This is a genomic window from Neobacillus sp. S1115, from assembly GCF_055385565.1.
Map to the genome: position 1 here is coordinate 1,204,981 of NZ_AP038275.1, position 22,305 is coordinate 1,227,285.

At 41.6% G+C, this 22,305-nt stretch carries 24 protein-coding genes and 1 other annotated feature; of the genes, 19 read left to right on the forward strand and 5 right to left on the reverse strand.

The window, feature by feature from the left end:
• Window positions 1-26: 26 nt before the first annotated feature.
• From ACZ5B7_RS05845 to ACZ5B7_RS05905, 13 genes are all read left to right on the forward strand, one after another.
• Entirely contained in the window at window positions 27-1,190 is a 1,164-nt protein-coding gene (locus ACZ5B7_RS05845; protein ID WP_464493053.1) for an HD-GYP domain-containing protein, read from the forward strand.
• A 142-nt stretch (window positions 1,191-1,332) separates the two neighbouring features.
• Window positions 1,333-2,520, forward strand: coding sequence for a hypothetical protein (locus tag ACZ5B7_RS05850; protein ID WP_464493054.1), 1,188 nt, complete (start codon window positions 1,333-1,335; stop codon window positions 2,518-2,520).
• A gap of 143 nt (window positions 2,521-2,663) precedes the next feature.
• On the forward strand, window positions 2,664-3,746 hold the full coding sequence (locus ACZ5B7_RS05855) for a hypothetical protein (protein ID WP_464493055.1): 1,083 nt from the start codon (window positions 2,664-2,666) through the stop codon (window positions 3,744-3,746).
• Window positions 3,733-5,922, forward strand: a complete 2,190-nt coding sequence (locus ACZ5B7_RS05860) for a molybdopterin oxidoreductase family protein (RefSeq protein ID WP_464493056.1) — start codon at window positions 3,733-3,735, stop codon at window positions 5,920-5,922. The genes ACZ5B7_RS05855 and ACZ5B7_RS05860 overlap by 14 nt, the downstream gene beginning before the upstream one ends.
• Before the next feature lies 1 nt (window position 5,923).
• Window positions 5,924-6,487: a 4Fe-4S dicluster domain-containing protein gene (locus ACZ5B7_RS05865; protein ID WP_213118184.1), complete on the forward strand. Its 564-nt coding sequence runs from the start codon at window positions 5,924-5,926 to the stop codon at window positions 6,485-6,487.
• An 11-nt stretch (window positions 6,488-6,498) separates the two neighbouring features.
• Window positions 6,499-7,023: a Rieske (2Fe-2S) protein gene (locus ACZ5B7_RS05870; RefSeq protein WP_464493057.1), complete on the forward strand. Its 525-nt coding sequence runs from the start codon at window positions 6,499-6,501 to the stop codon at window positions 7,021-7,023.
• Window positions 7,013-7,204, forward strand: a complete 192-nt coding sequence (locus ACZ5B7_RS05875; RefSeq protein WP_464493058.1) for a hypothetical protein — start codon at window positions 7,013-7,015, stop codon at window positions 7,202-7,204. The genes ACZ5B7_RS05870 and ACZ5B7_RS05875 overlap by 11 nt, the downstream gene beginning before the upstream one ends.
• Complete coding sequence (locus tag ACZ5B7_RS05880) at window positions 7,197-7,508, forward strand: hypothetical protein (protein ID WP_213146535.1); 312 nt, start codon at window positions 7,197-7,199, stop codon at window positions 7,506-7,508. The genes ACZ5B7_RS05875 and ACZ5B7_RS05880 overlap by 8 nt, the downstream gene beginning before the upstream one ends.
• Window positions 7,495-7,779 (forward strand): hypothetical protein, encoded by a 285-nt coding sequence (locus ACZ5B7_RS05885; protein WP_464493059.1) that lies wholly within the window; start codon window positions 7,495-7,497, stop codon window positions 7,777-7,779. Before ACZ5B7_RS05880 ends, ACZ5B7_RS05885 begins: the two co-directional genes overlap by 14 nt.
• A 104-nt stretch (window positions 7,780-7,883) precedes the next feature.
• Entirely contained in the window at window positions 7,884-8,543 is a 660-nt protein-coding gene (locus tag ACZ5B7_RS05890; RefSeq protein ID WP_464493060.1) for a sensor histidine kinase, read from the forward strand.
• 13 nt (window positions 8,544-8,556) lie between these two features.
• The gene (locus ACZ5B7_RS05895) at window positions 8,557-9,210 is read left to right on the forward strand and encodes a response regulator (RefSeq protein WP_277398200.1); all 654 of its coding nucleotides are present in this window, start codon (window positions 8,557-8,559) and stop codon (window positions 9,208-9,210) included.
• Between the two features lie 15 nt (window positions 9,211-9,225).
• Window positions 9,226-9,675, forward strand: a complete 450-nt coding sequence (locus ACZ5B7_RS05900) for a GAF domain-containing protein (protein WP_464493061.1) — start codon at window positions 9,226-9,228, stop codon at window positions 9,673-9,675.
• 14 nt (window positions 9,676-9,689) lie between these two features.
• A complete protein-coding gene (locus ACZ5B7_RS05905; RefSeq protein ID WP_464493062.1) occupies window positions 9,690-10,700 on the forward strand; it encodes a PAS domain-containing sensor histidine kinase in 1,011 nt (336 codons plus the stop codon).
• Window positions 10,701-10,813: 113 nt separating this feature from the next.
• Here the strand turns inward: ACZ5B7_RS05905 and ACZ5B7_RS05910 are convergent, their stop codons facing one another.
• Together ACZ5B7_RS05910 and brnQ are read right to left on the reverse strand one after the other, a co-directional pair.
• A complete protein-coding gene (locus ACZ5B7_RS05910; protein ID WP_213146538.1) occupies window positions 10,814-12,466 on the reverse strand; it encodes a glutamine--tRNA ligase/YqeY domain fusion protein in 1,653 nt (550 codons plus the stop codon).
• A gap of 155 nt (window positions 12,467-12,621) precedes the next feature.
• Window positions 12,622-13,962, reverse strand: coding sequence for a branched-chain amino acid transport system II carrier protein (gene brnQ, locus ACZ5B7_RS05915; RefSeq protein ID WP_464493063.1), 1,341 nt, complete (start codon window positions 13,960-13,962; stop codon window positions 12,622-12,624).
• Window positions 13,963-14,019: 57 nt separating this feature from the next.
• Window positions 14,020-14,265, reverse strand: a binding site (T-box leader).
• A 206-nt stretch (window positions 14,266-14,471) separates the two neighbouring features.
• Here brnQ and ACZ5B7_RS05920 point away from each other — a divergent pair.
• The 4 genes from ACZ5B7_RS05920 (at window position 14,472) to ACZ5B7_RS05935 (ending at window position 18,819) form a co-directional block, all read left to right on the forward strand.
• Window positions 14,472-15,488, forward strand: coding sequence for a 4Fe-4S binding protein (locus ACZ5B7_RS05920; RefSeq protein WP_464493064.1), 1,017 nt, complete (start codon window positions 14,472-14,474; stop codon window positions 15,486-15,488).
• A gap of 107 nt (window positions 15,489-15,595) precedes the next feature.
• Complete coding sequence (locus ACZ5B7_RS05925) at window positions 15,596-16,198, forward strand: TetR/AcrR family transcriptional regulator (RefSeq protein ID WP_464493065.1); 603 nt, start codon at window positions 15,596-15,598, stop codon at window positions 16,196-16,198.
• A 308-nt stretch (window positions 16,199-16,506) separates the two neighbouring features.
• A complete protein-coding gene (locus ACZ5B7_RS05930) occupies window positions 16,507-16,872 on the forward strand; it encodes an SCP2 sterol-binding domain-containing protein (RefSeq protein ID WP_464493066.1) in 366 nt (121 codons plus the stop codon).
• A 63-nt stretch (window positions 16,873-16,935) separates the two neighbouring features.
• Window positions 16,936-18,819 (forward strand): AMP-dependent synthetase/ligase, encoded by a 1,884-nt coding sequence (locus tag ACZ5B7_RS05935; protein WP_464493067.1) that lies wholly within the window; start codon window positions 16,936-16,938, stop codon window positions 18,817-18,819.
• Between the two features lie 50 nt (window positions 18,820-18,869).
• Here ACZ5B7_RS05935 and ACZ5B7_RS05940 read toward each other — a convergent pair whose 3' ends face one another.
• Together ACZ5B7_RS05940 and ACZ5B7_RS05945 are read right to left on the reverse strand one after the other, a co-directional pair.
• Window positions 18,870-19,958 carry a copper resistance D family protein gene (locus ACZ5B7_RS05940; RefSeq protein WP_464493068.1) on the reverse strand — a complete coding sequence of 363 codons (1,089 nt, stop codon included), beginning with the start codon at window positions 19,956-19,958 and terminating at the stop codon, window positions 18,870-18,872.
• Entirely contained in the window at window positions 19,958-20,557 is a 600-nt protein-coding gene (locus ACZ5B7_RS05945) for a copper resistance CopC family protein (protein WP_464493069.1), read from the reverse strand. Before ACZ5B7_RS05945 ends, ACZ5B7_RS05940 begins: the two co-directional genes overlap by 1 nt.
• Before the next feature lie 238 nt (window positions 20,558-20,795).
• On the opposite strand from ACZ5B7_RS05945, the gene ACZ5B7_RS05950 reads away from it, so the two are divergent.
• A complete protein-coding gene (locus ACZ5B7_RS05950; RefSeq protein WP_378587178.1) occupies window positions 20,796-21,044 on the forward strand; it encodes an amino acid decarboxylase in 249 nt (82 codons plus the stop codon).
• Here ACZ5B7_RS05950 and ACZ5B7_RS05955 read toward each other — a convergent pair.
• Window positions 21,041-21,745, reverse strand: coding sequence for a Crp/Fnr family transcriptional regulator (locus ACZ5B7_RS05955; protein WP_464493070.1), 705 nt, complete (start codon window positions 21,743-21,745; stop codon window positions 21,041-21,043). The two genes, ACZ5B7_RS05950 and ACZ5B7_RS05955, sit on opposite strands and share 4 nt — an antisense overlap.
• Before the next feature lie 218 nt (window positions 21,746-21,963).
• Here ACZ5B7_RS05955 and ACZ5B7_RS05960 point away from each other — a divergent pair, with 218 nt between their 5' ends.
• Complete coding sequence (locus ACZ5B7_RS05960; RefSeq protein WP_464493071.1) at window positions 21,964-22,263, forward strand: DUF5658 family protein; 300 nt, start codon at window positions 21,964-21,966, stop codon at window positions 22,261-22,263.
• The last annotated feature ends 42 nt before the right edge of the window (window positions 22,264-22,305 follow it).

Sequence of the window (22,305 nt, forward strand, 5' to 3'; positions counted from 1 at the left end):
ATGAGATGGGTAATTTGGAGGATTTTATGATACCACATGAAGAGAAACAGACTGTAAAATGGTTTCTAGTGTTTTTTTATATCATTTTGTTAGGGTATGATTTTTTTTACTATTATCTTTTTCCTGTCTTTATAGCAAAAAAAGATATTGGGGTACCTAATAAATATTTATACCTTACCTATATAGTTATTTTAATATTACTGCCTGTATCATATTATTTAATTCGTAAAAACAAGCAATCATTAATTAAATATGTGTTCTTTGTTAGTTATTTATTTACGACTTTTATTGTTGATATACTTATGTATTACGGTAGAGGAGATTCATATTTTACTGGGAATATTGTTGAGGTATATTTGATTTTATCGTTACCTCTATTTATTAATACAAAATATTTTTGGCTAGTTAGCCTTGGAATTACTTTAAAATACGCCTTAATCGGCATTATATTAAATAACTCCTATGTCTTAATTCCAATCATTTTAGTTGCTGTTCTCTCAATAATGTCTTTCTTTTTATTGGTTCGTTTTCAAGGTTATGTTCGTTCAATAAGCACTTCCTATGATAACCAATTGCAGGGGATGGTTAGAGGGGTTATTGCAACTTTAGAGTTAAAAGATCCATATACTAGGGGACATAGTGAGCGTGTCGCAAGCTACGCCTTGTTACTAGCTAAAGAAATTGGCAGTTTTTCAGGAGATGAACAAAAATCATTTTATTATTCCTGTTTATTGCATGATATAGGTAAAGTTCACATTCCTGATTCAATTTTAATGAAGCCTGGCAAATTAAGTAATGATGAATATGAAATTATCAAATCTCATCCTGTGGTTGGTGCTGATGCGGTAAAAGACGTCGAGGGAATAAAGGATACTATTAGTGTTATTCGTTCTCATCATGAGCGCTGGGATGGAAAAGGCTATCCTGACCAATTAAAGGGAGAAGCGATTCCATTACTTGCGAGAGTTACCGCTATTGCAGATGCTTTTGATGCAATGACTTCTTCCCGATCCTATCGGGCGGCTATGCCTGTAGAGGAAGCCTACAGCCGGGTCATTGAAGGGAAGGGTTCTCAATTTGATCCAATGCTGGTTGAACAATTTAAGAAGGTTTATCCTGCATGGGTTGAATTTCATTCTAAATATCCATGGAATGACAAAATGACATTATTTAAGGAGGTAGGAGGATGAAAATTCGAAAACTCAAAAAGGTAAGAACTACGTGTTGGTGGTGTCCTTTCGTTCCAGGATATAAACCATGATAAATGTGGATGCTGGCATGATGCCATGCATCCTTCTTTATTGAAAAATAACAGGTTAAAGGTGTAAAAAAATGAACCTTACACTCCATTCACATCTCGTATTAGTCCCAATTGAAATTAGGAAAGATAAAAAGAATTATATCGTTGAAGATACCAACTCCGGGGAATTTTATGAAATGCCGGAGGTTTGTATCGATGCGATTCAATTAATCAACGAAGGCTATCAGTTAGGTGAAATTGAAAGCCGGCTTAAAAGCAAGTATTCTCATGATGAGGTCGATTTACTCGATTTTGCCGAACAGCTTCTCGAACTGCAATTGGTTGTCGAAATGGATGGTGTGAAACTCGCTGCCCCAATAAAGAAGCAAGATCCCCTTGGATTTGAGTGGATTTCTCCTAAGTTGGGAAAATTCTTTTTCAATAAAGCGGCTTATACTGTTTACGCAGCCTTATTTTTCATCAACGTTTTTCTTTTTCTAACCCACCCATCCTTATTTCCGGATTTTAAGGATATCTTTATTTTTGATTTAATGGTACTGAATATCCCGGCGTGGCTCGTTTTATCCTTCTGCTTTGTATTGCTTCATGAATTTGGGCATGTGCTGGCCATGAGGGCTTACCAGCTTCCCACGAAATTAACCATCGGACACCGCCTTTTCCTTGTCGTTTTCGAAACAGATATGTCATTTGTTTGGAAACTACCTTCAAAAGATCGAAATGTTTTATATTTCGCGGGGCTTTGTTTTGATACGTTCGTTCTTTTTGCAGCACTGCTAGGTCAGTTGATTTTCGCAGACGGGTCAGGGATTTTCCTGAGTGTGCTGAAGGTAATTGTCCTAGATGCTTTTATTCGGATGATTTATCAGTGCTGCATCTATATGAAAACAGATTTATATTATGTATTTGAAAACTCGACGGGTGTTTACAATCTTATGGAAAATGCCCAGCAGGTTTTTCGAAACTGGTTTAGATTTAGAAAACCTGCCCGACAAACTGAGGTTGTATTTGAAGAAGAAAAGCAGACGATTATCACTTATACCGTATTTTATGTGTTGGGTGTAGGGCTTACGTTATCGTTATTTTTTGGTTATTATCTCCCGCAAATGTTATATGCAATGACTACGATCCACCACTGTTTTGGCTATGGACCGTCCACCTATCATTTCTGGGATGCATCCTTGTCCACGCTGCAATTAATAATCGGGCTTGTGTTGCTTCTTTATTCATGGCATAAAAAGTACATCAAAAAGCAAATGTGACGAACTTTTGTCAAAATATGAAATATATAAGGGTTTTTTCCCCCTAGGATGGGGGAGTTCCCTGATAAAGATAACACTGTCGTTTTTCTTACAATAAGAATAAGAAAACGATAGTGTTATTTTTTTTAGGGAGGATCAAGAAAATGGAGTCAACTATTCAATCGGCGAAAAAACGGGATAATACCGTCAATAATGCATTTGCTTCCCATTTTGCCAAATCAATGTTTTTAAGCGTAGCTGGACTTGCGATTTTGGTGTTTATCGGAACAAGAATGTTTACACATATTGACTTAAACCTTTATGGATATATGGTAGGAACGATTACTTTCATAGGAGGTTTCTTTTACCGCTTCATCTCCTGGGGAGAAAGACCGCCAACCAAAATTATCATTAAAAAGGGCTTAAAGCTGCTTTTTAGAAAAAGCACTCCAAAAACAGTAGTAAGCCACTTAGCGATTTACGACTTCATCAAAAAGCGCGGATTTTACCGCTGGATGCAGCACGTATTAATCGGGTGGGGCTGTGTGCTTGCTTGTTTAGTTACTTTCCCGCTCGTGTTCAGCTGGATGTACTTCAATATGGATGGAAATGGCTATTACACAGTCGTCTTAATGGGAATGGACTTGGTACGGATTAAAGCAGATGGCATCATTGCTTGGTTCTCTTACAACGCTTTAAACATCTCAGCCATTATGGTGATTTCAGGTGTCAGCATGGCGCTTTACCGCCGCATGAAAAATATGCAGGCAAGAGCAGAGCAAAAATTCATGTACGATTTCTTGCCGCTCTATATGTTGTTATTTATTTCAGTAACTGGTCTATTATTGACAGTCCAAAACGTATTCTTACATGGATGGATGCAGCCGCAAATGTCGCTGATCCACCAGTTTTCAGTCATTGTAACGCTTATCTATCTTCCGTTTGGTAAGCTTGCTCATATTCCGTTCCGTCCGATGAGCGTATTTGCTAGAAACTACCGTGAACATTATGGAGAACAGCATATGAAAGAATGTAAAGTGTGCGGAGATAAATTTGTATCAGTCGAACAATCGAACGATATTATTCAAGTATTGGGAACTAACAACATGGAGTTCAACATGGAAGACGGCTTTAATCTTGCGGAATTGTGCCTGCCATGTCGCAGAAAGTACCGTATCGCAAGATTCTCAGGATTCCCTACCCATCAAGTGAAGGTCAAGGAGGCAAATCAGAATGCAAGAGGTTAACCAAAAAGCCCCAAAAGATAAATTTTTTAGAGAAATCGAAAACGTACGTCATCCAAATGAAACCTTAATAAAAACACACTGCGCCTATTGTGGCATGCAGTGCGGGATGAATTTACGCGTAAATACAAAAACAAACAAAATTATCGGGGTTGAGCCTCGCTATGAATGGCCGGTTACGGTCGGAAAAATGTGTCCGAAAGGGGTTACTGCTTACCAGCAGACGAACCATCCGGACCGAATTTTAAGACCGTTAATCCGTGACGATGCTTCCTTAAAAGGAACAGACAAAGGGTTCCGTGAAGCAACCTGGGATGAAGCTTATGATTTAATCGCTCGGAAATTCAAAGAGCTTCAAGGGAAATACGGCAAAGATACATTGTCTGTTTTCAGTGGTGTATCAATGACCAATGAAAAATGCTATTTAACAGGTAAGTTTGCAAGAGTTGGTTTGCAAACTCGCTATATCGATTATAACGGACGTTTCTGTATGTCCAGTGCAGCCGGCGGATTCCTTCGCTCATTCGGCGTTGACCGTGGTTCGACATTACCATGGACCGATATCCATGAAACAGATTGCTTGTTCATCGCTGGAAGCAACACGGCAGAATGCCATCCAACTTCGATGTTCCGCGTTTGGAACGTCCAGGAAAGAGGCGGTTATCTGATCGTTGCCGACCCACGTGAAACCCCGATTGCAAGACGTGCCGATGTTCACTTGGATTTAAGACCGGGAACAGACTTGGCACTTGCTAATGGTATTGTGAACCTATTGATCCAAAACGGCTATGTTGATGAAGAATTCGTCAACCAACACACAAATGGCTTTGAAGAAACAAAAGAATTAGTCAAAGAATTTACTCCTGAATATACAAGCGAGATTACAGGAATTGCAGTTGAAAAAATTATCCGTGCTGCGGAGATTTATGGTAAAGCGCCAAACGCAGTCGTGATGTTTGCACGCGGCATCGAACAGCAGCATAAAGGGGTCGACAACGTTTCTGGTTACACCAACATGGCGTTAGTTTCTGGAAAAATCGGCCGTCCGAAATCAGGTGTTGCAACATTTACCGGCCAAGGTAACGGTCAAGGCGGCCGTGAGCATGGCCAAAAATCAGACCTGCTGCCAGGCTACCGTAAGCTCACTAATCCAAAGCATGTTGAGGAAGTATGTCAGGTGTGGGGGATTACCCCTGAAGAAATGCCGCAGCCAGGTGTATCTGCTTATGAAATGTTTGAATTAATGGATCAAAAAACAATACGCGGTTTGTATTTGCTTTGTTCAAATCCAGCGGTATCTGCACCAAACCAAAACTTTGTCCGTAAGGCATTAAAAGGATTAGATTTTATGGTTTGCGCTGATTTCTATCTTTCTGAATCAGCAGAATTTGCCGATGTTATTCTTCCTTCCGTTACTTGGTCAGAGGATGAAGGAACGGTTACAAATATTGAAGGGCGCATCATAAAAATCAATAAGGCGCAGGAGCCGATAGGCGAATCAAAGCCCGACTGGCAAATGCAAGTGGAGCTTGCTGAAAAACTTGGCAGGGGAAAATATTTCTCCTACTTAAAAACAGCCAGAGATGTAGCAGATGAATTCCGTTTAGCTTCAAAAGGTGGATACGCTGACTATTATGGCGCTACCTGGGATAAAATCGATAAACAAGACGGTGTGTTCTGGCCTTGCCGTGATGAAAAGGATCCTGGTACACCACATATGTTTTTAGATAAGAAGTTCTATCATCCAGACGGAAAAGCAAAAATTTGCGCATTGCCATACCGCCCGCCTGCAGAAGAGCCAGATGCGGAATATCCGTTGCGCTTAACGACCGGACGTGTTGTGTTCCACTACTTATCTGGTAACCAAACACGCCGCATTCAATTCTTGCGTGATATGTGTCCGGAGCCATATGTTGAGGTTCATCCGGAAACAGCTGCAAAATATAATATTGAACATGAAGAATATGTCCGCCTTTATACTCGCAGAGGAGAGGCTGAATATAAAGTGAAAATTACCGAAGCTATTCGTAAGGATACAGTGTTCGTGCCGTACCATTTCGGTCACGAGAAATCTATCAATCTATTAACAATTGCCGCTCTTGATCCCATTTCAAGAATGCCGGAATTCAAGGCTTGTGCCGCACAGATTGAAAAACTAGAAATGAAGAAGGTGCAATAAAGTGGTAAAAAAGAGGTTATATCTTGAACTGGAAAATTGCATAGGATGCCGTTCCTGTTTGGCTGCTTGCACACAGTGCGGCGGACACGAACAGCGCAACCGCAACTATGTTTACGATGTAAATCCGCTTAAGAACCGGCAGACGATGCCTTTAATGTGCCTTCACTGTGTGAATCCGGCATGTGCGCGCAGTTGTCCGGCCCAAGCGATCCAAATCCATGAAACAGGAGCCGTCCTTTCGGCTCTTGTGGAAAAATGTATCGGCTGCCAAAACTGTACCATTGCCTGCCCATATGGAATACCGAAGTTCGATACAGAGCAGAATTTAATGTATAAGTGTGACCTATGTATTGACCGCACCAAGGACGGTATCCCGCCAATGTGCGCGAGCGTATGTCCGTCCAATACACTTCAATGGTTAACAGACGAAGAAATCGAAGCAAAACAAAAGCAATTTAATCTTGATAATGGCAAATGGGTAACCAGCATGCCATATTTAGAAGGCGAAACTAACGTACGTGTGAATCTCCCTGGAATCCTGCAGGGCGTCACTAAACTGTTCTAGGAGGGATTACCATGAGCGATAAAAATAATAAAATCCCGTTCAATGAAGATAACTATACCCACAATATTAATAGAAATAACGAACGAAAGTTGGACCGCCGCGGTTTCATGAAGACCTTGGTTGGTGCCGCTGGAGTGTTCGCCGTTTCATCACTTCCTTGGGGAGTCATGGCGGCAAAGGAGCTCAACCGCTTAGAAGATAAAAAATATCCGAAACATAAAATTGCTGATTTAGATCAGGTTCCTGTAGGTGACGCTGTTGATTTTCATTTTCCTGGCGAACACGACAGCGCCATTCTGATTCGCATATCGGAAAAGAAATTTGTGGCGTACCAAAATGCCTGCACACACCTGCGTTGTCCTGTTTTTTGGCAAAAGGATGAAGGCGAGATGCTATGTCCTTGCCATCACGGAAAATTTGATGTTGAAACAGGCGCACCAATTGCCGGCCCGCCAAGACGTCCATTGCCTGAAATCCATGTGAAAGTGGAAAACGGCGCTGTCTATGCCGTGGGGGTGAAGCGTTATGAAGCGTAGTTATATCCCAGTCGGCCTGCTGCTTGTGGTGCTGATGTTAAATATTATTTTTACACAATACATGGTGCATCAATATTTTTACGAAAATTACACCAGCACCATCATCGCTGCTGTTGTGAATGTTATCTTATTCCCAGTTGCATTCATCATTTATAAAAAAGGTGTGAATGTCAATGACTAGTGAAACGTATATTGATTTCTGCTTTGTTCGCCCGCAGGCCGGTGGATTTTCTGGGGAGATTGACGAACTGCTGAAATCGCTGTTTGCCAAGAAACGTTTAAATTGGTATCTCGAAGAAAAGGTCGTTGAAGGTGCCGAAATGGTGATTGCTGAAATTAAAGGGATGAGCAGTTGGGTGTCCGAGGACGAAACGATTAAGTTTATCGAGGAAAACGCGGGAGAGAAGTTTTGGGAGTACCTGCAAGGCTACAAGATGTTCATCTACCCTGTTGAGAGAGGATGTAATAGCTGTGGCGTCCATTGATATCAAGAAAATACAGGAGCGTTTCGCCGGTGCTGAAGTTGAAATTGCCATTCAGGACCGGGAGGGTGGGGACCAGGCCCCTGTGGTGAGCAAATCGATAAAAAAGGTTCAGCTTTGCCCAGATGGAACCCATCTCCGCTTCTATTTTGATGATTTTTACTTTTTGGCAGTGCCATTGGCAAGCCAAGTAACGGAGTCTGCTGGTTTGTGGTCGGCTGCCGATGAGGAAAGTGGTTTAACCTATACGTTTAAAAAGGTTCAGGTCTTCTAGGAGAACCTGAATTTTTTTATAAGCTTTTTAAATCACCAATAGGTTAAAAATTAGAATCGAGATATATTTAAATTGAGAATTAGAAGACAGGAGGGCAGGTAAAAATGGATTCATTAAGAACAAACCCTAATGTTTGCACATATATCATTGACTCCCAAGAAGAGGAAATCAAAAGAATTGCGCATGAACTGCATGAAGGGGTTGGCCAGAACTTATATAGTATTTTAACAGGCTTACAGTTTCTCGCATCAGGAGAACAGGACTCGTCTAAGAAAAGCTACATGAGGGAAATGAACCTGCTGATTGAAAAAACAATCCAGGAACTTAGATTGCTCTCCGTCGAACTCCATCCGCCTGCCCTGACAACACTTGGATTGTTACCGGCCATGAAAAGCTATATTGGATGTTATACCTCCACATTTGGCATAATCGTGGAGTTAAAGTCCAGCGGCGAGGGAAAATTAATCTCGGAAAAACAACGGATTGCCGTATTTCGTGTATGTCAGGAAGCATTAACCAATATTGCAAAGTATGCAGATACAGCCATTGTAAAAATGAATTTTTTCTGGAAAGAATCTGAACTAAAGATTACCATCCGTGATTTCGGGAAAGGATTCCAGCCTGAAGAGTTCCAAGGAAATGAACCTTCTTCAGGGCTCGCGGCTATGAAGGAAAGAATGCTTCTGATTGGCGGTAAGTGTGTGATATCCTCTAAAATAGGAGAAGGAACATCGATAGAAATATCTCTTCCATTATCGAATTAAAGGGGAGTTTACATTGATAAGAATCCTGTTGGTAGATGACCATGCCGTGGTAAGAAGCGGCCTGAAAATGCTGCTTCAAACGAATCCTGAAATGGAAGTAGTCGGAGAAGCATCTGAAGGCAATGAAGGCATCAAAAAAGCGTTGAAGCTAAAACCGAATGTGGTTGTCATGGACCTAAGCATGCCGCATGGAAAAGACGGACTTACCGCAACAATGGAATTAAAAAAGCAAATGCCTGAAGTGAATATTTTAATTTTAACGATGCATGATGACGAGGAATACCTGTTCAGAGCCATCCAAGGCGGCGCCAGCGGCTGTATTTTAAAAAGCGCCCCGCATGATGAATTAATGTCGGCAATTGAATCTGTGGCTAAAGGAGATGCCTACCTGCATCCGTCTGCACAAAAACGCCTGATGGAGGAATACTTAGCAGGCGTAAAACAGGATGGCAATGATACGTACAATCTGTTGTCCGAGCGGGAAAAAGAAGTGCTTACTCTTATTGCCAAAGGATACTCTAATAAAGAGATTGCCGAGCAGTTGGTCATCAGTGTCAAAACGGTCGAAACCCATAAAAGCAATCTGATGGAAAAATTGCAAATGAAAACCCGGCCTGAGCTGGTCGAATATGCCGTTAGGAAGGGGCTATTGGGATATGGCATTTAAGGAGAACGTGCGTAGATGTCAGAGTTAAGGGAACTCCCAGAATTGTTTATAGTTTGTGAGCGGTTAAGAGCTGAGATCGGCTGCGATTTTGTCGGGCTTGCCCTGCAAAATGAATCAGGTCCTGATGTCAGGTGGCATTACGCTTCCGGAAATTTAAACGATAAATACAAACGAATAACGGTCCGTTTCGGAAAAGGAATCGCAGGAAAAATTATATCAAGCGGCAGCCCTATGATGATTACAAATTTTCCAAACTCTATCATAGGAAAAGTGACGGATTATCCCATTAATCTTGCTGAAAAACTTGTGGCTACCTATGCGGTCCCTTTATTTTTTAGTGGCATACCAAAGGGAGTGCTCCTTATCGGAAAAAGAAAGGAGTACTTCTTTGCAGAAGAGGAGCAGGAAAAGGTGGCTGAATCTGCCCAAGCTCTCGAACAGCTATTAAAGGAGCATTTATTTTGATGCGGGGGATGGAAATGGACAAGGATTTACAGCAAACAAGAAATGAATTGACGGATTACAAATTTGCCCTTGATGCCTCCTCAATTGTTGCCATCACCGATGCGAGGGGGATGATTACATATGTTAACGACCAGTTTTGCCTAATATCTAAATTTTCAAGGGAAGAACTGATTGGGCAGGATCACCGTATCATCAATTCGGCACATCATTCAAAAGAATTTTTTAAAGAGATGTGGAGAACAATTGGCAGCGGTCAGGTGTGGAAGGGCGAGATTTGTAATAAAGCCAAAGACGGGACCTATTATTGGGTCGATACGACGATTGTTCCTTTTTTAAATGATAAGGGCAGGCCGTATCAGTATTTGGCAATACGTTATGAAATTACTGAACGTAAGCGGGTCGAGCAGGAACTGCAAAAAATGATGGCACGGATCATCGATGTCCAAGAGGAGGAGAGAAAGCGTTTTTCACGGAATCTTCATGACGGAATCGGACAAAACCTCTACAGTCACCTGATTACCATTAACCGCCTTTTGTCGGAGATGGACCATCCGCTCTTGCAGCAGATGCAGGAGGAAGCTACCCAATTAATTGAAGAAATCCGGGAAATCTCTTGGGAACTGAGGCCTTCTGTCTTGGATGACCTAGGTTTAATTCCGGCGATTCGCTCTTATCTTTCTCGGTATTCCAATCATTATAATATTGACGTCTATTTCGATTGCGCGTTAAACCGGCGCCTTGACATCAGCATTGAATTGACGATTTACCGAATTATCCAGGAAGCACTGACAAACATTCGTAAATATGCCGAGGTTTTGGATGCTTCCGTAACAGTTAGGGAAATGGACAATGTTGTCCGAGTAATGGTTGAAGATAAGGGGAAAGGGTTTGATCTGGGGAATCAGTCTCCAGGAGTCGGGCTGTTCAGTATGGATGAACGGGCTCGTTCAGTCGGCGGCATCTTGTCGATTAATACTGAACCGGGGATTGGCACGAAAATCATTCTGGAAGTGCCGATATCATAGGATTAAAGAATGTGGGTTTAAGTATATCAGCGAATCGTCCGTTTATATCAGCGAATTAAATAATCAGAATGATATAAAAGGCTGCCCCGAAACCCGGGGCAGCCTCTTTATTGTTAAAGTTTAAACGAACTCTTCAAGGAAACAATCCTATTAAACACAAGCTTTTCACCATACGCGGTATCCTTAGGATCAACATTGAAATAACCATGCCGGAAAAATTGGAATTTGTCATGCGGCTGGCATTCCTTCATGTTTGGCTCAACATAGCCTTGGTGCACTTCCAGCGAATTTGGATTCACTTTATCAAGGAAAGTCGCGCCTTCATCTTCTTCTGTCTCGTCTAAAATCAGCGGCTCGTAAAGACGGAACTCAGCAGGAACGGCATGTGCCGCTTCGACCCAGTGAATAGTTCCTTTTACTTTTCGGCCAGTAAAGCCCGTACCGCTCTTTGTTTCAGGATCATAGGTGCAGCGCAGTTCAACCACTTTGCCATCTGCATCCTTGACAATTTCCTCGCATTTAATAAAATACGCATGCTTCAGACGGACCTCATTGCCAGGGAAGAGGCGGAAGTACTTTGCTGGCGGGTTTTCCATAAAATCATCCTGCTCAATGTAAATCTCACGGGAGAAAGGAATTTTCCGCATTCCCATATCCGGATTTTCCGGGTTGATTTCTGCATCCAAAAGCTCAATTTGTCCCTCTGGATAGTTGGTGATGACCACTTTTAATGGATTAATAATACCCATTGTCCGTGGCGCCTTTAATTTTAAATCCTCTCGGACGAAGTGCTCGAGCATTTCCACATCAACTGTAGCATTATTTTTGGTAACAGCCGTTTCACGAACAAACGCCCGGATAGACTCAGGGGTGAAGCCTCTTCTGCGCATTCCGGAAATGGTCGGCATGCGTGGGTCATCCCAGCCATCAACAAACCCTTCATCAACTAGCTGCTTCAGCTTCCGCTTGCTCATTACGGTATTGGTTAAATTCAAACGGCCAAATTCGATTTGCTGCGGTGTGTTCTCCATCTCACATTGTTCAACAACCCAATTATAAAGTGGACGCTGATCCTCGAATTCAATCGTACAGATAGAGTGGGTAACTCCTTCAATCGCATCCTCGAGCGGATGAGCGAATGCATACATCGGATAGATACACCATTTATCGCCTGTATTATGATGTGTGGCGTGAGAAATGCGGTAAATAACCGGGTCGCGCAGGTTAATATTTGGCGAAGCCATATCGATTTTCGCACGTAACACCTTTTCACCGTTACTAAACTCACCAGCACGCATCCGTTCAAATAAGTCAAGATTCTCTTCGATGGAACGGTCCCGATACGGGCTTTCCTTACCAGGCTCAGTCAGTGTTCCTCGGTATTCACGAATTTCATCTGCACTTAAGTCATCAACGTATGCAAGCCCTTTTTTGATTAGCAGGACAGCGCGGTTGTACATTTCCTCAAAATAGTTGGAGGCAAATAATAAGTCGTCCCATTCAAAGCCGAGCCATTTGACGTCCTCTTTGATAGAGTTTACATATTCAATATCTTCTTTTAATGGATTCGTGTCATCAAAGCGCAAGTTAGTCAGTCCGTTAAAATCATCCGCCAAGCCAAAATTTAAGATGATGGATTTGGCATGGCCAATATGTAAATAGCCGTTTGGTTCAGGCGGGAAGCGGGTCACGATTTTGTCGTGCTTGCCTGATTCCAAATCTTTTATCATTATATCCTTAATAAAGTTAGATGTTTGATTATCCATCCTTTTCAACCTCTTTCATCTTATCTATCTATATTCATATCATAAATACTGATATTTTTCCATTGTTGCTATTAATTCATCCGAAAAACAGGCATAAACAGATTAAAAAAAAAGATGCCGGTGGAACCATAAAATCCACCGGCACCTCTTTATAATTAAGAAGCTTTTTTTAATTGTAATTCCTCATTCGAAGAGGATGAACGACTTAATTTTTCCAAAACAACCCCGGCCAAACCACCGGCCAAAGCTGGAACAGCCCAGCCTAAACCAACAGAGGCAAATGGAAGATTGCTCATTAAATGGTTTAGAACGCTCGACTCAAGACCAAACATTTTTAAGCCGTCATACAGGCTGACAAGTCCAGTCAGCAGCATGGCTCCTGCGTATACCTTATGGGAACCGCCGAAGAGGCGATGGCAGAATGCCAGTACGACAAGTACGATTGTTAATGGGTATGCCATTACAAGGAATGGAACAGAAACGGCGATAATTTGGTTCAAGCCTAGGTTAGCAATCAAGAAACTAAGAATCGTTACAGCAGTTACGACAAAACGGTAGCTTAGCTTTGGCAGTATTTTTGAAAAATATTGACCGCAAGCGATTGTCAAGCCGACACAGGTTGTAAAGCAAGCGAGTGTAAAAATTAGACCAAGCAGAACCTTGCCGCTGCTGCCTAAGACAATAGTAGAAGCAGTTGATAACAATGCTGTACCGTTATCAAATGTTCCGTAAGCCGCCATTTTTGCACCAAGGAACCCGATAGCAACATATACAAGTGCCAGTGCCACACCAGCAACCATACCCGTTTTAAGAGTGTAAGCCGTTAATTTTTTCTTCTCAGTTACACCTTTTTGTTTCAACGCAGTTAAAATTACAATCCCAAACGCTAGCGCTGCTAAGGCATCCATGGTGGAATAGCCATCGATAAAGCCTTTGAAAAGGGACGCTGTTTGATACGTTTCAGACGGAGCCTGAAGCGGTTTATCAAGTTTTGCAAATCCTAATACACACAAAACAACAATTGACAATAATAATGCAGGTGTGATGATGCGGCCCATATAGTCGACCACTTTTGATGGATTTAAGCTTAATAAATAAACAAGTAGAAAGAATACTGCCGTAAAACCGAATAAGAGAACGGTCTGGCCGACAGATACATTTCCCAAAAACGGCTTGAAGCCCATTTCAAACGCGACATTGGCGTTGCGTGGAACCCCGAAGAATGGTCCGATTGATAAATAGACAACGATTGTAAAAATGGTCCCGAACCATGGATGAACACGGTTGCCTAAAGTATTAGCGCCGTCCTTTACAAGGGAAATTGCAACCAAAACAAGTAAAGGCAATCCAACCGCTGTTACAACAAATCCGGTAATCGCCGGCCAGAAGGAAGTTCCTGCGCCCATTCCCAAAAAGGGTGGGAAAATGAGGTTGCCTGCACCAAAAAACATTGAAAATAGCATGAGTCCAACAAATAGTGTGTCTTTCTTTTTCATAACTCTCTCTCCCTTTTGACGATTTTCTAAAAACAATACAAAAAGCCCGTCCCTATGGATAGGGACGAGCATGCTCGCGTTACCACCCTACTTCCGCAACACAAAAAAACAGTTGCGGCTCTCGATCAACGTACCATCATACGTGTCCTATTGTAACGGCAGGCGGTCCGGCAGAGCTTACTTGGTTTTTCAGCCCTGCATCTCGGAGATGATTTTCACTTGCGTCCTGACACCAGCTTTCACCACCCGCCGGCTCTCTAAAGTCTAAGAATTACAAGCTACTCTTCTCGTCATCGATTTTGAAGTTTCTAAAAAGTCGAAATAAATTTTATAGATTGATTATATTATACTTCAATAATATTTCAAGTACTTTTTTTAAAAAAAATTATTTGACAGAATTTAGTCGCTAATTTGACAGCTTTATGAATTACCTAAATGCGATGATTAAAATCACATATCCATATTTTCCTGTTCCTTATAGTTAAGATATGAGGAACGGAGGGAACTTTATGAAGTCAAAAGCCTGGTATAGGAAACAGTTGAAACGAAAGCCTGTTCAAATAACACGATATGCTGTTCAAGCTATTTTCCTGTTATTTTTGTTATACGTTGGACTAAGATTCTATCAGTTTTATATGCACTTTGAAACGCTTGGGGAAAAGCCTTTTGTTGAGCGTCCATCGGCAGTCGAGGGGTTTCTTCCAATCAGTGCCTTGGTAGCGTTGAAGGTTTGGCTGTCAAGCGGAGAATTTGATATGATTCACCCGGCCGGACTTGTCTTATTTGCCTTTTTTATCGGTTCGGGGCTTATCTTTCGCAAATCGTTTTGCAGCTGGTTCTGTCCGGTTGGAACCGTCAGTGAAATAACTGCTTGGTTTGGACGAAAGCTTTTTAAAAAGAATTTTGAGATACCAACTTGGATGACGTGGATTTTAACTCCGTTAAAATATTTACTCCTGTACTTTTTCATCAGTATGATTCTTGCGATGCCGACGTTTGAGGCAAAGGCATTTCTAGAGGAACCGTATAATAAAATTTCTGATGTAAAAATGCTTCTGTTCTTTTTAAACATCGGCGGTTTTGCTTTGAAGGTCATCTTAGTGATTTTTGTCCTGTCCTTATTCTTCAGAAACTTCTGGTGCCGCTTCCTGTGCCCATATGGCGCAATGATCGGCCTTGGCTCCCTGTTCAGAATTACAAAGGTGCGCCGTAATGAAGATACCTGTACGAACTGTGAAATGTGTACAAAGGTTTGTCCGCAAAGAATCAAGGTTCATACCAAAAAGGTTGTCGCTTCGCCAAATTGCAATGCCTGCATGTCCTGTGTGGAGGCTTGCCCAATTAAAGATACATTGAACATGACGGTAGTGAACAAAAAGGTAAATAAATGGTTCATTCCTGTTGGATTTCTTGCATTGTTTTTCATAGTTGTCGTTTTGGCAAAACTAACCGGCCACTGGGATACGATTATTACCTATAAAGAATGGCAGCAATTGATTCCGGATGCGAATTATGTTGGCCACTAAGAGGCCCGTCTTTTTTGAAAAACTGTTTCTTGTTAAATAGAAAAATATCTTTTAAAATTAAGACAACTCATATGAACAGGTATTAAATAGATTGGACTGATTTATTGATGCTTTTTGTTACGGAAATGCCAAAGGAAGCGAAGGAAAAACTCCTTTATTCCTCACTAGTTCTATTTACAAATGAGGGGTATAAAAACACCTCAGTTCTTGATATTGTCGAGATGGCAAGAGTCTCAAAAACAACCTTTTACCAGCATTTCAACAGCAAGGAAGAATTATTGGCCAGCCTCTTTGACGTAGTGGCAACCGAAATCCTTCAAGAGGTAAACCTGGCCATTGACAAAGAAACCCGGACAGCTTATAAGGCGTATGTCGGTATCCGCCGCTATATCGAGATTTGTTTTACTGACGTAAAAGTGGCCAATTTAATGCTGGTGGAGTCAGTCGGTGTTTCCCAAGACGTTGAGATGGCCAGAAGTGAGGCCCACCTCCGATTTGCGCAGCTGATGTTTCAAACGGTCCGAGGCTACCTTCCTGAAACTGCTTCCGAGACAGAACTACATATCGTATCCCAGGCCATGATTGGAGCTATAAATGAAGTAGTCGTACAAAACTATAAAGGAAAGGATGACAGTCCTTACCATTATGATGATTTAGCCCGGCTTCTCAACCGAATAGTTATCGCAGCATTCGTTAATTTAACCAATTAACGGGTGCTTTTTTTGGGGGCATTCTTGCCCGAATACAGAGGAAAACAACATATTCATAGGGGGGATGTCGAAAAGTATCGAAATTTTTCGGTTGTGTAATACGAGTACGTATTGGTATCATAAAAATATCTGAAAATTCAGCACTATCAATTCAAAGGAGACAAAGTGGATCATTTTCTTTTAAATATAACGATGGTATGTAAAGACTGCTTTGACACAGAACAGAACCTTCTGGGCGGAGAAGAATATGATACCAATAATGCTTCCGGACCGCTAATACTTTATATCTATTTTAGGAGGGATTAATCATGTCAAAAACAATTGAAGAATATTCTTTAGCAGATTTAATGAAAAAAATTGAGGAAACATTAAATGGGAATTCCGGTCCGATTGAAGGCTTCCAAGCAACCTATCAATTTGACATAACCGGCGATGATGGCGGCACATACCAGCTTCAATTCAAGGATGGCAAGTCAGCGGTCAAGGAAGGCTCTGTAACACCAGCGGACTGTACTTTGATTATGTCTTTGAAAAGTTTCCACCAATTCATGCTCGGCAAATTAAACGGCACGATGGCATTCATGACCGGCAAGCTGAAAATTAAAGGGGATATGGGTAAGGCCTTAAAGATTGAAAGCATTCTTCGTCAATATAACGTAAGAGACAGTTTGTAAGATTAAGCGGCCCGGTAATTTACCGGGTTTTCTTTAAAATCTAAATTTGATAGGAGGTTGCCAATGAAGGCGAATAATCTAGTGGAAGTCGTTGCCCGCACTGCCCGCCGCTACGCTGATAAAGATGCATTTTTATGGAAGCAGAATGGGAAATGGCATGGAATCAGCTATTTTACCTTTTGGGAAAAAGTGAAACAGGTGGCAGCAGGCCTTGCCCATCTTGGTGTAAAACGAAATGATAAGATTGCGATATTATCAGAAAATAACCCCTACTGGCCGGTAGCTGATTTGGCCATTTTAAGTCTAGGAGCTGTCAGCGTGCCCATCCACTCAACGCTTCCAAATGACCAGGTCGAGTATATATTAAATAATGCTGATTGCACCTTTATTTTTGTTCAAGATGAAAACTATTTAAAAAAGGTGCCTCAAAATGGGAGCGTTCCCATGAAAACGGCGCTTATCTTCACACCTACGAACTTCACCGAAACAGACACCCTTCTCTCACTGCAGCATTTGGCCCAACTTGGTTCTGTATACCCGTTAGATAATTGGCAATCAATTTGGGATGAATTGACCAGGGACGACCTCGCCACGATTATCCACACGTCAGGAACAACAGGCAACCCGAAAGGAGCAATGCTGTCACACGGCAATATACTGGCTAACATCGAAGGAGTTCAATTCTGGGTGCTTGAGGCAAGACCATCCGATGTGATGCTTTCCCATTTGCCGCTATCGCACGTGTTTGAGCGGATGGCCGGACAATTTATGCCATTATCAGTCGGCTCAACCATCGCTTATGCTGAAGGAATCGAAAAGGTTCAAGAAAACCTTTTGGAGGTCAGGCCAACTGTGTTAGTCAGCGTACCGCTCCTGTTTGAACGAGTCTATGCAACTGCCCAGAGAATGGTCGAATCCGGTACGCCATTACGGAAGAAAATATTTAAATGGGCAATTGGAGTGGGTTTGAAAAAATACGAGCATTATTTAAGCAAAAGCTTTGATGATTTCATGAAAGAAGGCTTCCTGCCTAAAGAAATCAAGCGCAGCTGGAAGATTGCCAATGCCCTTGTCTACAACAAGGTTAAAGCTAAGCTTGGAGGCAGAGTAAGAGGGCTTATTTCTGGAGGAGGTGCTTTAAATCCAGAAATCGGCAAGTTCTTCTGGGCTGTCGATATTCCAGCACTTGAAGGCTACGGTCTGACGGAAACGGCGCCTGTCGTCTGTACAAATCCGATGGTCCGTTCCAAAGTAGGGACTGTTGGCAAACCGCTTCCGAATTTGGAGATTAAAATTGCTCCGGATGGTGAGGTATTGGTCAAAGGTCCAAGTGTTATGAAGGGTTATTACAAGAATGAAGAAGCGACCGCAGAGGTATTCGAAGATGGCTGGTTTAAAACCGGGGACATCGGCAGTATCGATGAGGAAGGCTATTTAAAAATTGTTGACCGGAAAAAGCGGATTATTGTCCTGACGACCGGAAAGAATGTCGCCCCGCAGCCAGTTGAAAATGCGATGACTCAAAGTATTTATATATCTAATGCAGTTCTTGTTGGCCAGGACAAAAAGTATGTCATTGCCTTAATCACCCCAAGCCTGGAGAATCTTTTGCCATGGGCAGAAAAGAAAGGGCTTTCCGGAAATATCGAGCAGCTGTTAAGGGAGCCGGAAGTGCAGCACTTGTTATTAAAGGAAGTGGCCAAATTTACGAAAAAGTTTGCCAAGTATGAACAGCCAAAAAAGGTTGTCATTATTGGTAAGGAGTGGACAGTTGATGATGGTGAACTGACCCCGTCTTTAAAGGTCCGCCTGCCGGAAATTCAGAAAAAATACAAGGACGTTATCGAACATGCCTACGCGGAGGAAAGCTTTATGGATATGCGGATTGCCGCTAATGAGGCGGCAGTTGGCTTATCAGTAAGCCATGAGCGAAGCGGTGGCCATTAAAAAAAAGCGTGAACCACATTCAGAGGTTCACGCTCATTTTATTTTGGCTATTAAACAGCCAGCATTAAAGCTAAATATCCAGCAAGGATAAATAGGATACTCATGATAATGGACATCATTTTTGGCGCCATTTTGGTAAAGGTTAAGACGATCATTCCCAAAAAAATGAATGCTAATATGAAAAGCCCAACTGACATGAGACCTGGTGAAAAATGCAGCGGAAATGTAACCTTGCCATCATGAAAAAAGGTATAGAGCGGTGAGTATCCAGACTCAGAAAGTGTTGTTTGGATATTATGCGGCGGCGATTCCTGGCCAAGTGCCCCTGTCATTGAAAAGATCAGTAACACGACAACACTTTCAAGTCTCACCCAAGGAAGCGGATTAAATGCCGCGTCACTTGTTAGTTTTTTCCGAATCAGGATGCTGTTAATAAAAGCAAATGCCAAAAGCGGAGCAATGGCTAAATGTTTAAGCAGTAGTGCCTGTCCCCAAGATAAAGACCACGAATTGACATAGTCCCCTTCATTCATCGTATAGCTCATCAGGTCAAATCCTGTCAGGGCAATCAGGACTAAACAAATGACGGACACAGGGGTAAACCACTTTAAGAACCGCTTCCAATTATCATGATTTTTTGAAAACCAGCCGACCGTTACGAGAATTCCTATCCATGTGCAAACGGCAAGAAAATGGGTCGAATGGGTGAAATAACCCTGCCATCCCGCAATGGAGCTGGCATGACTCGCTGAGCCTCGCACATTTATTAAAATGATGGTAAAGATAAGCCCTATAAAGGAAAAGAATCGCTTTTTCTCAAGACGGATAGGTAATAAAAAAATCAACAGAATAAAGCTGATCACAGCAGTACGAACCCAAGACTTCCCAACCTCAAAGTTGAGGAGCACGGATTTAACGGTCATACCTACCCCTAGGTCCTTATACAAATAAAGAATGATTTTTAAAACCGGAACAAACGAAAGAAAAGCAACTCCAAGAGTTGCTGTCAGCAGTATACCTTTTGGAATTTTTATTTGAGGGCGTGCCGTTTCCGGAACAAGCTGTACAATAAAACTTCCTAACAATATGGAAAAGCACAAATAAAGTAAGGCTTCACTAAGGACATTTGCTATGAACATTAAGCACGCTTCCTTCTATAGAGTAACCAATAGCTTCCCGCACCGACGACAATTAAAAGGCCGACTGAGGCAGGGATCACATAGTTTTTAAAGGTCGGTTGGTCTGTTTCAACATTCTTAGCCATAACAGCGGCACTCTTAGCTTTCTGTTCCTTTGTTGCAGTATCGGCAGTTTTGTCTGCCTTTTCTGTTGATGCTTGCTCAGTAGAAGTGCCTTCTGTTGAAGCAGCAGCTTTTTGAACCTCAGGGAGCTGCACCGTAAATGGAATATCGCCTTCTAATAAATGGCCGTCAATTCCGATAATCTTCCAATGTACAGTATATCCGCCGTTTTCTAATTTATCCGTTGGCGTTCCCACTAATTTATTGCCATCAACAGTAACCTGTGTCAGAGGGATTTCCGTACCGTTTTGATTTTTCAATGAAAAGCTGCTGGTTTGTTCTAATTTAGTTTCAAAGGTAAGGGTAATATCTTTAAGTTCCTGTGTTACCACCTCGCCATTTTTCGGAGAGGAATCTTCCAAATGGGAGTGTGCAAATACATTGGTTCCTAATAGAAAAAACAACATGGATACCATGAAGGAGATTTTCTTTATCATTATTTTCAACTCCATTATATTGTTAACATCCTTGTTGTTCATTCTATCATTTTTCTTCCCATGAATATTATTTTGAAAGCATTGTTCACAAACATGTCAAATTATCAGTCTGTGTTTTCTATTTACTTATTAGTTTTAAAAAAAATTTGTTGACCTTGATTTGAATCAATTCGGCAAGTCAAAGAAAACGATATACTGATTTCAATTAATTAAATCAATATAAGGGAGAGCATGAATTATGTTTGAGATAGTTGATAAGAAAGCGGTCATGGATGTCCGGGAACGAATTGCTAAGGGGGAACATCCACGCCGAGAAATATTAAATTTTATTAAAGCAGCCCCCATCGGAACTATTTTTGAGATTCATCTGCCATTTCGGGCGGAACCGCTTATTGCGAATTTGCAGTCCTTGGGGATGAATGTCATTGTGAATGAGCTTGAACCGATGCATGTCCGCCTCATGTCCGTCAAACTTGATGAGTTTTAAGAGATTTCGGCAATTTTCTTAAGTTGTTCCAGCTCCAGAATCTGAAGTTGCCTTGGACCGTCCAGCGCAATCAGCTTTTGCTTCGCAAACGCCAAAAGCTTACGGCTGACCGATTCTGGAGTTGTGCCTATATAACTCGCTAAATCCCTTTTTGTGATGGGAAGCGTAAATGCCCCGCCTTCAGCCCGCTGTTTATCATGAAATAGTATCAAGGCTCTGGCCAGACGCTGTTCCACTTCCATTAGACTTAATTGTCCCATAGATTCATCGGCTTCAAAAAGCCGGTCATTTAGGGCAAGCAAAAAGCGATAGGACAAATCCGCATTACTTTCCATTGTTTTCAGAAAATCCTTTTTATCAATGTAACAAATAACAGTAAGGTGCCCGGCAGCTTCCGCATCTACATAATGCTTATCATTTTTCAATAAGGAAAACAGCCCGAAAAAATCCCCTGGGAACAGCAAACGGACGATTTGTTCCTTTCCTTCGGCAGACATTTTAGTTAATTTAATCAATCCTTCATTAACTACAAATAAGGCTTCAGATTGTTCTCCATTGCGAAAAATGAATTCCCCTTTACTGAAGGATCGGCTCCTTGTTACCTTTTGCAAAATTTGTCGATCTACCTCATTCAACCCTTTAAAAACAGGTACAGACATGAGACATGAAGCTTCATGTGAGCAGCCATGTTCACAGCACATTCTAATTCCACTCCTTAATCGACCATTTCTAATTCCATTTTATCTGGTTTCTAATTTGCTTGTAGTGATATCTATCAATACATTTTTTTGATATATTGTTCTATTTTGAGAACATAACGTTCGTTTGTTTGTTATAATAAATTTATCTTTGTCTTTATATATATCACGTATCGGCATATTGCTTTGTAGAAAGACTGTATAGTGAAAGGGGGACTAATGTGAGGCTTTGCTTTTTCTTGTTGGGTGCAGGGGCGCTGGATGCGCTTTTGACACATTTCGGAATATCTTTAGGAGTCGTGGAAGAGGGAAATCCTCTGATAAAGGCGGTAATTGAAAAAGGCTGGGAGTATTTTTACCTGATTAAAGTTTTCCTTCCCCTTTTGTTAATTGGTTTATATTATCTTAATCCCTTAAAGGGAAGGGTTCGCACCCTTTTAATTTCCGCCTGTGTTCTTTATTTTTCTGTGCTAATTTTCCATATGGTATGGATTCTCCTCTATCTCAATACCTCAGCCTAACCTTTGCCAACTAGACACTTGCAACTAATTACGTTAGTATCA